At 63.2% G+C, this 13,229-nt stretch carries 17 protein-coding genes; 12 read left to right on the forward strand and 5 right to left on the reverse strand.

The annotated features are described in order from the left end of the window. Nucleotides 1-34: 34 nt before the first annotated feature. Genes cobU through LB569_RS22665 form a run of 3 tightly spaced genes read left to right on the forward strand, consistent with a single transcriptional unit; the run spans nucleotide 35 to nucleotide 1,449 of the window. Complete coding sequence (gene cobU, locus LB569_RS22655) at nucleotides 35-478, forward strand: bifunctional adenosylcobinamide kinase/adenosylcobinamide-phosphate guanylyltransferase (RefSeq protein ID WP_224694241.1); 444 nt, start codon at nucleotides 35-37, stop codon at nucleotides 476-478. A 1-nt stretch (nucleotide 479) separates the two neighbouring features. Continuing rightward, nucleotides 480-1,109 carry a cob(I)yrinic acid a,c-diamide adenosyltransferase gene (gene cobO / locus LB569_RS22660; RefSeq protein WP_224694164.1) on the forward strand — a complete coding sequence of 210 codons (630 nt, stop codon included), beginning with the start codon at nucleotides 480-482 and terminating at the stop codon, nucleotides 1,107-1,109. A gap of 25 nt (nucleotides 1,110-1,134) precedes the next feature. Continuing rightward, entirely contained in the window at nucleotides 1,135-1,449 is a 315-nt protein-coding gene (locus tag LB569_RS22665; protein ID WP_224694165.1) for a hypothetical protein, read from the forward strand. An 18-nt stretch (nucleotides 1,450-1,467) separates the two neighbouring features. On the opposite strand, the gene cbiB is transcribed toward LB569_RS22665, so the two are convergent. Beyond that, nucleotides 1,468-2,439, reverse strand: a complete 972-nt coding sequence (cbiB, locus tag LB569_RS22670) for an adenosylcobinamide-phosphate synthase CbiB (RefSeq protein WP_224694166.1) — start codon at nucleotides 2,437-2,439, stop codon at nucleotides 1,468-1,470. On the opposite strand from cbiB, the gene cobD reads away from it, so the two are divergent. Both cobD and LB569_RS22680 read left to right on the forward strand, forming a co-directional pair. Continuing rightward, entirely contained in the window at nucleotides 2,438-3,484 is a 1,047-nt protein-coding gene (gene cobD, locus LB569_RS22675) for a threonine-phosphate decarboxylase CobD (protein ID WP_224694167.1), read from the forward strand. The two genes, cbiB and cobD, sit on opposite strands and share 2 nt — an antisense overlap. Further along, complete coding sequence (locus LB569_RS22680; protein WP_224694168.1) at nucleotides 3,481-3,990, forward strand: tyrosine phosphatase family protein; 510 nt, start codon at nucleotides 3,481-3,483, stop codon at nucleotides 3,988-3,990. The genes cobD and LB569_RS22680 overlap by 4 nt, the downstream gene beginning before the upstream one ends. A 37-nt stretch (nucleotides 3,991-4,027) precedes the next feature. Here the strand turns inward: LB569_RS22680 and LB569_RS22685 are convergent, their stop codons facing one another. From LB569_RS22685 to LB569_RS22700, 4 genes are all read right to left on the reverse strand, one after another. Then, nucleotides 4,028-4,309 carry a type II toxin-antitoxin system RelE/ParE family toxin gene (locus tag LB569_RS22685; RefSeq protein ID WP_224694169.1) on the reverse strand — a complete coding sequence of 94 codons (282 nt, stop codon included), beginning with the start codon at nucleotides 4,307-4,309 and terminating at the stop codon, nucleotides 4,028-4,030. Continuing rightward, nucleotides 4,309-4,563 carry a type II toxin-antitoxin system ParD family antitoxin gene (locus tag LB569_RS22690; protein ID WP_224694170.1) on the reverse strand — a complete coding sequence of 85 codons (255 nt, stop codon included), beginning with the start codon at nucleotides 4,561-4,563 and terminating at the stop codon, nucleotides 4,309-4,311. The genes LB569_RS22685 and LB569_RS22690 overlap by 1 nt, the downstream gene beginning before the upstream one ends. A 102-nt stretch (nucleotides 4,564-4,665) precedes the next feature. Continuing rightward, nucleotides 4,666-5,469 carry a creatininase family protein gene (locus LB569_RS22695; RefSeq protein WP_224694171.1) on the reverse strand — a complete coding sequence of 268 codons (804 nt, stop codon included), beginning with the start codon at nucleotides 5,467-5,469 and terminating at the stop codon, nucleotides 4,666-4,668. A gap of 221 nt (nucleotides 5,470-5,690) precedes the next feature. Continuing rightward, nucleotides 5,691-6,074: a RidA family protein gene (locus LB569_RS22700; protein WP_224694172.1), complete on the reverse strand. Its 384-nt coding sequence runs from the start codon at nucleotides 6,072-6,074 to the stop codon at nucleotides 5,691-5,693. A 263-nt stretch (nucleotides 6,075-6,337) separates the two neighbouring features. Between LB569_RS22700 and LB569_RS22705 the strand changes: the two genes are divergently transcribed. The 7 genes from LB569_RS22705 to LB569_RS22735 all read left to right on the forward strand — a co-directional run bounded on the left by LB569_RS22705 (nucleotide 6,338) and on the right by LB569_RS22735 (nucleotide 13,114). Continuing rightward, nucleotides 6,338-7,342 (forward strand): ABC transporter substrate-binding protein, encoded by a 1,005-nt coding sequence (locus LB569_RS22705; protein WP_224694173.1) that lies wholly within the window; start codon nucleotides 6,338-6,340, stop codon nucleotides 7,340-7,342. 12 nt (nucleotides 7,343-7,354) lie between these two features. Beyond that, entirely contained in the window at nucleotides 7,355-8,179 is an 825-nt protein-coding gene (locus LB569_RS22710; RefSeq protein ID WP_224694174.1) for an ABC transporter ATP-binding protein, read from the forward strand. Beyond that, nucleotides 8,166-9,017, forward strand: a complete 852-nt coding sequence (locus tag LB569_RS22715; RefSeq protein ID WP_224694175.1) for an ABC transporter permease — start codon at nucleotides 8,166-8,168, stop codon at nucleotides 9,015-9,017. The genes LB569_RS22710 and LB569_RS22715 overlap by 14 nt, the downstream gene beginning before the upstream one ends. Before the next feature lie 4 nt (nucleotides 9,018-9,021). After that, nucleotides 9,022-10,326, forward strand: a complete 1,305-nt coding sequence (locus tag LB569_RS22720) for a cytosine deaminase (RefSeq protein ID WP_224694176.1) — start codon at nucleotides 9,022-9,024, stop codon at nucleotides 10,324-10,326. Between the two features lie 10 nt (nucleotides 10,327-10,336). After that, on the forward strand, nucleotides 10,337-11,740 hold the full coding sequence (locus LB569_RS22725) for an FAD-binding oxidoreductase (RefSeq protein WP_224694242.1): 1,404 nt from the start codon (nucleotides 10,337-10,339) through the stop codon (nucleotides 11,738-11,740). A 205-nt stretch (nucleotides 11,741-11,945) separates the two neighbouring features. Continuing rightward, a complete protein-coding gene (locus LB569_RS22730) occupies nucleotides 11,946-12,527 on the forward strand; it encodes an NAD(P)H-dependent oxidoreductase (protein ID WP_140701740.1) in 582 nt (193 codons plus the stop codon). After that, a complete protein-coding gene (locus LB569_RS22735) occupies nucleotides 12,527-13,114 on the forward strand; it encodes an NAD(P)H-dependent oxidoreductase (protein WP_224694177.1) in 588 nt (195 codons plus the stop codon). Before LB569_RS22730 ends, LB569_RS22735 begins: the two co-directional genes overlap by 1 nt. Nucleotides 13,115-13,229 lie beyond the last annotated feature (115 nt).

The raw sequence follows: 13,229 nt of genomic DNA on the forward strand, positions 1-13,229 counted from the left end.
CCCCCCCCCCCCCCCCCCCCCCCACGCCGAAACCCTGGTGGCGGCATTGTCCTCGCCATGGGCCTATATCGCCACCGCGCAAGCTTACGATGACGAGATGCATGAGCGCATCGCGCTGCACCGCTCGCGGCGCGGCGAGGGCTGGCAGACCATCGACGCGCCGCTCGAGCTTGCCGAAGCGCTGGAGGCGTTGCCGGACGGTCAGCCGGTGCTTGTCGACTGCCTGACGCTGTGGCTGACCAATCACATGCTGGCCGATCACGACGTCGACGCGGTTTGCCGACGGTTGGCGGACGTGCTGTCACGGCCGCGCGGGCCGTGGTTCGTGGTGTCGAACGAGGTCGGCCAAGGCATCGTGCCCGACAATGCGCTGGCGCGGCGGTTTCGCGACGACGCCGGCCGGCTCAACCAGCGGGTCGCCGCGGTCGCCGATACGGTGCTGCTGATGGTGGCGGGGCTGCCGCTCAAGGTGAAATGAAATGACTGAAATCGACGACAAGGACGCGAAAGATCGGGATGAAGAACGCCATCGCGCCAAGATGGCCAAGCGCAAGGCCGTGCAGGACGCCGAGGTGGCGGGCAAGACGATCGAGAAAGGTCTGCTCATCGTCAACACCGGCCCCGGCAAGGGCAAGACCACGGCTGCCTTCGGTCTCGCGCTGCGCATGCTCGGCTACGGCAAGCGGGTCGGCGTCGTCCAGTTCATCAAGGGCAAATGGCACACCGGCGAGAAGGACGCTTTCGCCGCCTTCGGCGACCGCGTCGTCTGGCATGCGATGGGCGAGGGTTTTACCTGGGAGACGCAGGATCTGAAGCGCGACATCGCGGCCGCCGAGGCCGCCTGGGCCAAGGCGCTGGAATTGATCGACGATCCCTCGATCAGCCTCGTCGTGCTCGATGAACTCAACATCGCGCTGCGCTACGACTATCTCGATCTCGACAAGGTGGTGGGTGCGCTCAAGGCCCGCCGCGAGGGCCTGCATGTTGTCGTCACCGGCCGCAACGCCAAGCCGGCCTTGGTCGAGGCCGCTGATCTTGTCACCGAGATGGGTGTAACAAAACACCATTTTTCGGCAGGCGTGAAAGCGCAGCAAGGGATCGAGTTCTGATCAATTGGCAAGTTGAGGGTTGTCTTTGGAACAAGCGGTAATTGTCTATCTTCTTCTCAATGACGGTGAATTTGGAACGCCGCATGAACGCGCATCGATTCTCGAGTTGGAGAATCGGCTGGAGCAAGTCGTCGGGAGTGCTTCGGTCGGCGAGTTCGATGGGGATGAATTTGGCGGGGGCAAGTGCGTGCTCTACATGTACGGACCGGATGCTGAACGACTTTTTGTTGTGATCGAACCCGTATTGAAATCTACTCTTGCAGCCGTTGGTGGGTACGCGATCAAGAGGTTTGGCGGGGCAGCCGATCCAACCGCGAAAGAAGTTCGTGTCACTTGGTAGGTCGGGTTTCTCGGTCGTTTATGCGACGAGGACGATCCCCGAGATCACTGCGAACAGCGCAATCAGCAGATAATCGGCGACGCGGTAGAGTTTCAGTGCCTGCCTGATGTCGCCGCTGTCGACGTCGCGGCGGCCACCTTCACCCATGAAAACGTCGTCAACCACGATGCCCCCGTAGCTGCGCGGTCCGGCCAGTGCCAGACCGAGCGCGCCGGCCATGGCGGCTTCCGGCCAGCCGGCATTGGGCGACCGGTGCTTTCTCGCGTCGCGCCACACCGCTTGCTGGGCGCCACGGGGATCGGCTCCCTTGACAAGGAAAGCCGCCAGCACGATCAGCAGCGCCGTCAGCCGCGAGGCGGGCAGGTTGATCCAATCGTCGAAGCGCGCGGCGGCCCAGCCGAACGCCTCATGGCGCGGGGTGCGGTGGCCGATCATCGAATCGGCGGTGTTGGCGGCTTTGTAGGCAGCACCGCCAGCAAGGCCACCGACACCGGTCCAGAAGGCAGGGGCGACGATGCCGTCGGAGAAATTCTCCGCCAGGCTCTCGATCGCCGCGCGGCAGACGCCGGCGCGGTCCAGCGTTTCGGGATCGCGGCCAACGATCCGCGACACGGCGGCCCGGCCCATGTCGAGGCCGCCACTGTCGAGCGCGTCGGCGACGGCTTCGACATGTTCATAGAGGCTCTTCTGCGACAGAAGCGATGTCGCCAGAAGGACGGCAATGATCAATCCCAGGGGGACAAACCAGAGCAGGACAAGCTGTAGGCAAAGACCAATCACCGCCGGCACCAGCACGATGACCAGAAGCGCCTGGACACCACGTTGGCGACGCAGCGCGTCGGGATCAGTGGCGCGGTTGAGCCTCGCATCGAGAAAGGATATCAGCCTGCCGAACCATGTTACGGGATGGCCGATGGCGCGAAACAGCCAGTCTGGATAACCCAGGACGAGTTCGACGGCCAATGACAGGAAAGCGATCAGGACTGACATGAAGCTTCTTGAAGGAGCGGTGGACCATGGGGGAAGTCTTGGCCGGGCAAGGGCGCTTTTCCCCAATGCCGTGCTGCCTTTCGTCGACCTCTCGACCGGTATCAATCCGCACTCCTACCCGCTTTTCGACCTGCCCGCCACCTCCCTGTGGCGATTGCCGGAGGCCGCGCGCAGCGTTGAGCTAATAGAGATCGCGGCCAGCACCTATGGCGCGCCTTCCCCAGACAACGTCGTGGCGGCGCCAGGCACGCAGATTCTGCTGCCGCGCGTGGCATCGCTGGTGCGGCCCGGCAAGGCATTGGTGCTGGGGCCGACCTATGCCGAACATGCGCGAGCCGCGGCGATTGCCGGGCACGAGGTGGCCGAGGTCGGCGATTTCGCGACGCTTGTCGACGCCGATCTCGCCATCATCGTCAATCCGAACAATCCGGATGGGCGCGTCATCGAACGTGACCGGCTGCTGACGCTGGCCGCCGGACTTCGCGCCAAGGGCGCGCTGCTGGTCGTCGACGAGGCGTTCATGGATGTCGGCCCGCGCGAGCACAGTCTCGCCGGCGACGTCGCCCAGGGCGGCATCGTCGTGTTGCGTTCATTCGGAAAGTTCTTTGGCCTGGCGGGGTTGCGGCTTGGGTTCGCGCTTGCCGATGCGCCGACTGTCGAGCGGCTGGAGACACAATTCGGGCCGTGGGCCGTCCCCGGCCCGGCGTTGGAATACGGCATCCGCGCGCTTGCCGATATCGACTGGCAGGATGCGATGCGGGCGTCGCTGGCGGATACGGCGGCGCGGCTCGACGCGCTGTTCGGCCGCTTTGGCGCGCCTGTTGTGGGTGGCACCACATTGTTCCGCTATCTCAGCCTGCCCGATGCCGACGGCCTGTTTTCCGCGCTTGGCGAGAGCGGCATCCTGCTTCGGCATTTTTCCGACCGGCCGCATGTCCTGCGCGCCGGCTTGCCGGGAAGCGAGGAGGAATGGCGCAGGCTCGAATCCGCCCTTGCCGAATGGGCGGCGCGGCGCGAGGATCGATCGAAGGGGTCCAAACCATGATCCATGTCTGCTCGCTGGCGAAGATCGAGGAAACGGTGGCACGGACTGGTGCCGTCCATATGTTGTCGCTGCTCTCCGTCGGAACCGAGGTGGCACGCCCGGCGTCGATTGCCCGGGAAAACCACCTGCACCTGGTCATGCACGACATCGCGGTGGCGCAGGACGGCATGACCATGCCGGGCGAGGAGCATGTGCGCAGCCTGCTCGATTTCGCGCGCCGCTGGGACAGGGCAAGGCCAATGGTGGTGCACTGTTATGCCGGCATCAGCCGTTCGACGGCTTCGGCGTATATCATCACCGCGGCTTTGGCGCCGAAACGCGACGAGGTGGAACTGGCCCGGACATTGCGGGCGCTGTCGCCTTCGGCAACGCCCAATCCACGGCTGATCGCGGTGGCCGATACGTTGCTCGAGCGCAATGGCCGCATGATCGAGGCGATCCAGTCGATCGGGCGCGGGGCGGATGCGTTTGAAGGCACACCATTTGGGCTGAAGATCGACAGCTAGCTGTACCCATACATCGTTGCATGACTATTGAGGGTCTTCATGCCCAATCTTCATGCCCGTGGCGTACCCGCACAATGAACACGTCGCCGTCGGCTTCGATCCGGTACACGACAAGATGGGCCTTGAAAGGATGGATACGCATTGTTGGCGACAATTCAAGCCGCTCCCGTGCCATTCGGGGACTGGCAGCGATAAGGTCGAAGATCGCGAATAACTCGTCATGATACTGTCTGGCCTGCACAGCGCCGAACTGGCGCACCCCTTGCTCGGCAATACCGATGATGTCCTCTTCCGCGGCTAAAGAAAGGCGAAATCCCATTAACCGTTGCCAGGGGACTTTTCAGCGCGTTTGACCGCCTCGGTAAAAAGGGTGTCCCTGGATCGATTGCCGATGCCGCTCTTCAAGCCGTCATCGACAAAGCGCTGCATGGCGGCAATATTGTCGTTGCGCTGCTGATCCCGACGTATCAGATCGCGCACATAGTCGCTCGCGTTGGCGTAGCGACCTGTTTCGGTTTGCGCCTCAACCCAATCCTTCATCGGATCGGGCAATGATACGTTCATTGTTGCCATATTGGCCTCCATATCCCGTTTAGTATGAGTTATTTAGGCAAAGTTTGTCAAAATCTCATATGCGGGAGTCCTTCTTGTGAAGGCGCAATGGTGGCTAGGCGGCTACTTCAGCCACTCCGCGAGCTTTGCCTTGCGCACGTCCCGCAGCAGGCTGATGAACCCATCGGCCTGATGCTCCGCGGTCAATCGGCCTTTCTCTGCCGTTGCAATGCTGGCGTCACCGACCACGCCGTTCGGGTTGAGATCCCCAGCGATCCAGGCGAAGGCGTGGGTGCCTGTCTGGCGCAACAGCGAGAATTCCTGCTCGGCCTTGGCGACATTGGAAACGAAATTGTCGGCCTTGCCCATGTCGACGAGATCGGGCCGGAAATGCAGCATCAGCGACGTCTCGACATCGCCGCCATGAATGCCATGACGATCCTCGAGTTCGGTGTACATGCCGGCCGGGCGGCCGAAGCGCTGCCAGCTGGTCTTCACCGCCAGCATATTCTCGCGCACGCGCAATTCGCGCGTGACGATGCCCATGATCTCCTCATTGCCGCCATGCGAGTTGACGACGATGAGCTTGCGCACGCCGGCGCGCGCGATCGAAAGGCCAAGCTCCGTCCACGCCTCGACCAGCGTCGTTGCCGGCAGGGTCAATGTACCCGGCGCGTGCAGGTGTTCGTTCGACTTGCCCACCGCCTGGACCGGCAGGATGCGGATGTCGAGATCGTCGGGCAGGCGGGCGATCACCGTGTCGAGCATGCCGTTCATGATCGAGGTGTCGGTCGACACAGGCAGATGCGGCCCGTGCTGCTCGATCGCCGCCAGCGGCAGCACCGCTATCGTCGCCTCGGGATCGATCGAGGCGTATTCCGATGTCCGGTAATCGCCCCACCACACGCGTCTTTTTGTCTCGTTCATTTTGTGCCTCGACGGAACTGATTTGGCGTCGGCGCTGCCCCTCACCCTTACCCTCTCCCCGTGAAGAACGGGGAGAGGGGATCGCCAGCGTTGGAGCAGACCCTTCTCCCCGTCACTATACGGGGAGAAGGTGCCGGCAGGCGGATGAGGGGCGGCGCCAACCCCGATAGTTTGACCTTAGACCATCGGCCCGTCGAATCGTAGCGCTAAGCCGGCGCTTCTCACCCGGCCGCGATGGCTTCGACCTCGACCTTGAATTCGGGCCGGGCGAAGCCGGAAACGATCATCAGCGTCGAGGCAGGCGCCGGGCTGGAAAACAGCCGGTCGCGGACATCCATATAGGGACGCAGATGCGCGCGGTCGGTGACATAGGCGTTAATGCGCACGATATCACCAAGCCCCAGCGCGGCCTCACCGAGGATGGCGGCGATGTTCTGGAAGCAGAGTTCGGCCTGCGCGCCGGCGTCTTCAGGGATCTGGTCGTCCGCCGTGATGGCGACCTGACCCGAGCACAGCACCAGCCGCTTGCCGGCAGGCACCTCGACGCCGTGGCTGTAGCGGGCAAAGGGCGGCTTGATCGACTTCGGGGTGAGAAACTTGAACATGGCAATCTCCTGATACCGTCACTTAAGACCGGATCCGCCACACCCTCAAGATGGCGGTGCATGTTGCCGGAGCGATTGTGGACAGGCGTTCAAAAAATAGGCACGATGCCTCCGGTGCAGCACGACCTTTCCGGCTTTTGCAGATGGCTGTGGTGCAGGCGGGCGGGTCCCGGCGCGCGACGCCGGTGGCATGTGTCTTGCTTCTTGAATCTTTGGTGTCCAGCACGGCGCACGACGCGCCGGAGCGAAAAAGGGTGGTGTCAATGTACTTGAAACAGAAGATTTCGGTGGCGGTGGTGGCCCTGCTTGCGGCCAGCACGCTGGGCGCGGCGGCGAATGAGAAAGCCACCTTCGGCACCAACTGGCTCGCCGAGCCGGAACATGGCGGCTATTACCAGGCCGTGGCGGACGGCACCTATGCCGCCTGCGGCCTCGACGTCACCATCATGCCAGGCGGCCCGCAGGTCAGCGGCCGGCCGATGCTGCTCGCCGGCAAGATCGATTTCTACATGGGCGGCAATCTGCTGTCGGCCTTCGATGCCGTCCAGCAAGGCATTCCGATGCGCGTGGTGGCCGCCGACTTCCAGAAGGATCCGCAGGTCATCATGTCCCACCCGGGCGAGGGGCTCGACAAATGGGAAGACCTGAAGAACGCCGAGCAGTACATATTGGGTGACGAAGGCGCGCAGACCTTCTTCCAGTGGATGGTCATCGAGCTCGGTTTCGACGCTTCAAAGCGCGTGCCCTACACCTACAACACCGCTCCTTTCCTCGCCAACAAGAAGTCGATCCAGCAGGGCTACGTCACCTCGGAGCCGTTCGCGGTCAAGAAGGAAGGCGGCTTCGTGCCGAACCAGTTCCTGCTCGCCGACTACGGTTGGGATACCTATTCAACGACGATCGAGGTGATGCAGGACACGATCGACAAGAAGCCCGAGATGGTCCAGTGCTTCGTCGATGGCTCGGCCAAGGGCTGGTACAAATATCTCTACGGCGACAACAAGGCCGCCAACGACATGATCAAGAAAGACAATCCTGACATGAGCGACGAGCAGATCGCCTTCTCGATCGAGCAGATGAAGAAGTTCGGCCTTGCCGATTCCGGCGACACCGAGAAGCTCGGCATCGGCGCCATGAAGGAAGAACGTATCAAGAGCTTCTACGACAAGATGGTCAAGGCCAAGGTCACGCCAGCAGGCATCGACATCACGAAGGCCTACACGCTGGCCTTCATCAACAAGGGTGTCGGGCTCGACCTGAAGAAATAGGCCGGCCCCGGCATGACCAGGGAAAAGATGGCGCAAGCGCCAGCCTCGGATGTTGCTCCGACCTTGCTGGCGTTGCGTGGCGTCGGCAAGGTGTTTTCCAACGGCGTCACGGCGCTGAGCGACGTCGACCTGACGATCCGGGAAGGCGATTTCCTCAGCCTGCTCGGACCGTCCGGTTGCGGCAAGTCGACGGCGCTGCGGCTGATCGCCGGCCTGTCGACGCCGACGTCAGGTGTGCTCGACTGGCGCGGCGGCGGCTCGCTCGACCGGGCCAATATCGGCTTCGTCTTCCAGGAGCCGACATTGCTGCCCTGGGCCAGCGTCTTCGACAATGTCTGGCTGCCACTCAGGCTGAAAGGCGTTTCCCGCACCAAGGCCGCGCCGGCGGTGAAGGAAATGCTGGAAAGGGTGCACCTCACCGGCTTCGAGGATGCCGTGCCGCGCGAACTGTCGGGCGGCATGAAGATGCGGGTGTCGATCGCGCGGGCCATGGTGACCAAGCCGCGGGTGCTGTTGATGGACGAGCCGTTCGCCGCACTTGATGAAATCACCCGCTTCAAGCTCAACAACGACTTGCTTGAACTGTGGCAGGACGAGCGCTTCACCGTCGTCTTCGTCACCCACAGCGTGTTCGAAAGCGTGTTTCTCTCCAACCGCGTCGTCGTCATGGCGGCACGGCCGGGCAGGGTGTTCGACGAACTTGCCATCGAGGCCGCCTATCCGCGCGATGAGGTGTTTCGCACCTCGCCCGATTATGCGGCGCTTTGCCGGCAGGCCTCCGATGTGCTGGTCAATGCCATCAATTCAACCGCGGGCGCGCATCATGACGGTCATTGACGAAGGGGTGCTCAAGCTTGACCCGGAGGAAGCGCGGCGGGTGCGTCAGGAGCGGTTCGAGCGCATCGGCCGCTGGGTGCTGCCGCTGGCGATCATGATCCTGGCAATCTGGCTGTGGGACCGCATCTGCGTCTGGAACGAAATTCCCCAATACATACTGCCGCGCCCTGGTGTGGTGCTGTCGACGCTCTACAACGATGCCGGCCTGCTGTTCTCGGCGCTGCTGGTCACCTTGCGCATCACCTTCCTCAGCCTGCTCCTCGCGGTCGTCGGCGGCGTCGGCCTGGCGGTGTTGTTCGCGCAGTCGAAATGGGTAGAGATGTCGTTCTTCCCTTTCGCCATCGTGTTGCAGGTGACGCCGATCGTGGCGATCTTTCCGCTGATCAACATCTATGTCGACAATCAGACGACCAAGCTCCTGCTGTGCGCCTGGATCGTCGCCTTCTTTCCGATCCTGTCCAACACCACGCTTGGCCTCAACTCCGTCGACCGCAATCTGCGCGACCTGTTCAAGCTCAATGGCGCGACGCGCTGGCAGCAGCTGCGCTATCTCAGGCTGCCGGCGGCGATGCCGTATTTTCTCGGCGGGCTGAAGATCGCCGGCGGCCTGTCGCTGATCGGCGCCGTGGTGGCGGAGTTCGTCGCCGGCGCCACCGGCCAGTCGTCGGGGCTCGCCTCGCGCATCATCGAAGCCGGCTACCGGCTGAACGCGCCCAGGCTTTTCGCGGCGCTGTTTTTGATCTCGCTCACCGGCATCCTGATCTTCCTCGTGCTGTCGTTGATTTCGCATCTCATTCTGCGGCGCTGGCACGAAAGCGCGCTGAAGCAGGAGCGGTAGGCCCTTGATTCCGAACACAGGTTCATACCACTTCGCCAACGCCCACGTTCACCGTTCGCTGACGTCAGGCTTTGACGCGCCGTTCGATGGCGATGGCTTTGCGCTCGCCGATATATCGGTCGCCGACAGCAAGATTTCCAGCATCGGCGCGCATGCCGCATCGAAGGTACCAGCCGGCGCCATCGACCTTGGCGGCCGTATCGTGCTGCCGTGTTTTGTCGATTGCCACACGCATATCGACAAGGGCCATATCTGGCCGCGAAAGCCCAATCCCGATGGCACTTTCATGGGCGCTTTGAACGCCACCGGCGCCGACCGCGTGGCCCGCTGGAGCGCCGAGGATCTCGCCAAGCGCATGGATTTCTCGCTGCGCTCGGCCTACGCGCATGGCACCAGGGCGCTCAGGACGCATATCGACAGCGTCGCCCCGCAGGAGGAGATCTCCTGGCCGGTGTTCGAGGCGATGCGCGAGGCATGGCGCGGCCGCATCGAGTTGCAGGGCGCCTGCCTGCTCGGCATCGAGGGCGTGCGCGACAGGAAATGGTTCGACAGGCTGGCCAAACGGGTGGCCGCCGCCAAGGGCGTGCTGGGCGTGGTCACCTATATGGTGCCGGACCTGGAGGAACTGCTCGACCACGTCTTCGCGCAAGCGATCAAGCACGGGCTCGACCTCGATTTCCACGCCGACGAGACCGACGACGTCGCCGCGATCTCGCTGAAGAAGATCGCCGAGGCAGCTCTGTGGAACGGCTTCGAGGGCAAGATCCTCGTCGGCCATTGCTGCTCGCTGGCGCGGCAGCCAGATCTCGAAGTGCTGGACACGCTGGACAAGGTGGCGAAGGCCGGGCTGGCAATCGTGTCGCTGCCGATGTGCAATCTCTATCTGCAGGATCGACGGAGCGACGGCACCACGCCGCGCTGGCGCGGCGTGACGTTGCTGCACGAGATGAAGGCGCGGTGTATTCCGGTCGCAGTCGCCTCAGATAACACGCGCGATCCCTTCTATGCCTATGGCGACCTCGACATGCTGGAGGTCTACCGCATGGCGACGCGCATCCTGCATTTCGACCATCCGGTCGCCGACTGGCCGCAGGCGGTCGCCGCGACGCCGGCCAAGGTGATGCGGCTCGATGGCTTCGGCACGCTTGCCGCCGGCGGCGATGCCGACTTCATCCTGTTCAAAGGTCGAAGCTGGACGGAATTGCTGTCGCGGCCCGAATCGGATCGCATCGTCGTGCGCGCCGGACGCGCGATCGACCGGCAATTGCCCGACTATGCCGAACTCGACGAGCTGATGGTGGCGAGCTGATGGTGGAATGATGGATGTTTCGGCACTCAAACGCGATCTCGACGGGATAAAACTCGACGACAATCCGGCCATCGTCCAGCAGAAGAGCCGCGACTTCTACTGGTACAGCCCGGTGCTGAAACGGCAGCTCGACCATGTCACCGGCGATTTGATCGTGACGCCGAAAAGCGAGGCCGAGCTGATCCGCGTGCTGGCCGTCTGTCACCGTCATGGCGTGCCGGTGACGCCGCGCGGCAGTGGCACCGGCAATTACGGCCAGGCAATGCCGCTGTCGGGTGGGGTCGTGCTCAACCTCGCCGAGATGAACGAGATCAAGTCGATCGCGCCGGGGCGCGTGGTGACCGGGCCGGGCGCGATCCTGGCCGACATCGACAAGGCGACGCGGGCGCATTCCGGCCAGGAGCTCAGGCTGTCGCCCTCGACCTACAACACAGCCTCGATCGGCGGCTTCATCGCCGGTGGTTCGGGCGGTGTCGGCTCAATCAACTTCGGCGGGTTGCGCGATTTCGGCAATGTGCTGCGGCTGCGCGTGGTGACGATGGAAGTCGAGCCGAAAGTGCTCGAACTCACCGGCGAGGACCTGCACAAGGTGACCCATGCCTATGGCACCAACGGCATCATATCCGAGGTCGAGATGCCGCTGACAGCGGCCTATGACTGGATCGACGTCATCGTCGGCTTCAACCAATTCATGGATGCGGCGCGCTATGGCAATGCGCTGGCCTGCCAGGACGGCATTCTGACCAAGCTGATCACGCCGATCGCGGCACCCGTGCCGCAACTCTATTTCAAGCGGCACCAGAAGTTTTTCAGGGAAGGGCAAAGCATCTGTGTCGTCATGGTGGCGCGGCATGGGCTGGACGCTTTTCTGGCCTTTACGCGCCGGGCCGGCGGCGAGGTGATCTACGACGCCACCACGGCGACGCCGGAGGAGAAAAAGGGCCTGCCGCCGGCCTATGAGCTGGCCTGGAACCACACGACGCTGAGGGCGCTGCGGGTCGATCCGACGATCACCTATCTGCAATCGCTCTATCCTTTCCCGAACCAGCTGGCGCTGGTCGAGAAGATGGATGCGATGTTCCCTGGCGAGGTGTTCTCGCATCTCGAATTCGTGCGGCTGGATGGCAACATCACCTGCTTTGGCCTGCCGCTGGTCAAGTTCACCACCGAGGCGCGGCTCGACGAGATCATCCGCCTGCACGAGGACAATGGCTGTCCGATCTTCAACCCGCACCGCTACACGCTGGAAGAGGGCGGCATGAAGCAGACCGACGCCGTGCAGCTCGCCTTCAAGCGCGAGACCGATCCGCAAGGCCTGCTCAACCCCGGCAAGATGATCGCCTGGGAAAACCCGGACTACGACTACCGATCCGGCCGGACTTTTTTGTTCAAGGGGCTGCAAAAGGCGAGCTGATGACCAGCGTATGGCGCTGCACCCCTCTCTGGCCTGCCGGCCATCTCCCCCTCAAGGGGGGAGATTATTTGCTTCGCCGCTTTCGCCAATCTCCAACTCTGGAAAGACAGGTGCGGCCCAGAAGCTGCCAATCTCCCCACTTGAGGGGGAGATGCCCGGCAGGGCAGAGGGGGGCGTCTCGCGCTGACCTTCGGAATGTTCTCCCGTGAACATCCTCGTCCTCTACGCCCATCCGGTCGAGACCAGCTTCAATGCCGGTCTGCACCGGTTGATCGTCGAGCGGCTGACGGCGGCGGGGCATACGATCGATGATTGCGATCTCTACGCCGAGGATTTCGATCCGCGGCTGACGCGCGGGGAGAGGCTGGACTATCACAACCAGCGTGGCCCCGAGGATCCGGCGGCGCCTTATGTCGAGCGCCTGCTGCGCGCCGATGCGCTGGTGCTTGCCTATCCGGTCTGGAACTACGGCTTTCCGGCGATCCTGAAAGGGTTTTTCGACCGCGTTTTCCTGCCCGGCGTTTCGTTCAAGCTGGTCGAAGGCAAGGTGCAGCCGTCGCTGCACAACATCAGGAAGGTCGCGGCGATCACCACCTATGGCGGCAGCCGGTTCCGCGCCGTGCTGATGGGTGACCCGCCGCGCAAACTGATCAAGCGCATGCTGCGCGCAACCGTAAAACCCGGCGCGTCGGTGACTTACCTCGCCCACTACGCGATGAACCTGTCGACCGACGAAACGCGCAAGGCTTTCATGACGAAGGTCGCGGCCAGCATGGATGCGTTCTGATGCGTGTGCTTGTCGTCTATTGCCATCCGGTGCCAGAGAGCTTTTGCGCAGGGATTCGCGACACCGCCGTGGATGTGCTGACGCGGCGAGGCTGGGAGGTGCGGCTGCTGGACCTCTATGCGGAAAAGTTCGATCCGGTGATGGGCTGCGAGGAGCGGCGCAGCTACAACAACCAGGCGCCACAGGATCCGGCACTGAAACCGCATTTCGAGCTGCTCGCCTGGGCCGAAGCGGTCCTGTTTGTCTACCCGACCTGGTGGTACGGCCTGCCGGCCATGCTCAAGGGCTGGCTCGACCGCGTTTGGGCGACCGACATCGCCTTCAAGCTGCCGGCGGGCAAGGGCGGGATCAAGTCACTGATGACGCATGTCACCAAGGTCGGCGTCATCACCACCTGCGGCGCGCCGACCTGGTGGAGCGTCGTCGTCGGCCAGCCCGGCCGCAAGACCCTGCTGCGCGGCATGCGGGCGCTGTGCGCCAGACGCTGCAAGACGTTTTTCCTGGCGCATTATTTGATGGATGCCTCGACGCCGGCGACGAGGGCCGCGTTTTTGGTGAAGGTGCGGGCGAGATTGGAGCGGTTTTAAGGGGGTAGCGTCCTTCTCCCGTTTCACGGGGAGAAGATGCCGGCAGGCAGATGAGGGGCGGCGCTGGCCTTGCCAACCTCGGCGCCGCCCCTCATCCGGCCCTTGGGGCCACCTT

Source organism: Mesorhizobium sp. BH1-1-4 (assembly GCF_020165665.1).
GTDB lineage: Bacteria > Pseudomonadota > Alphaproteobacteria > Rhizobiales > Rhizobiaceae > Mesorhizobium.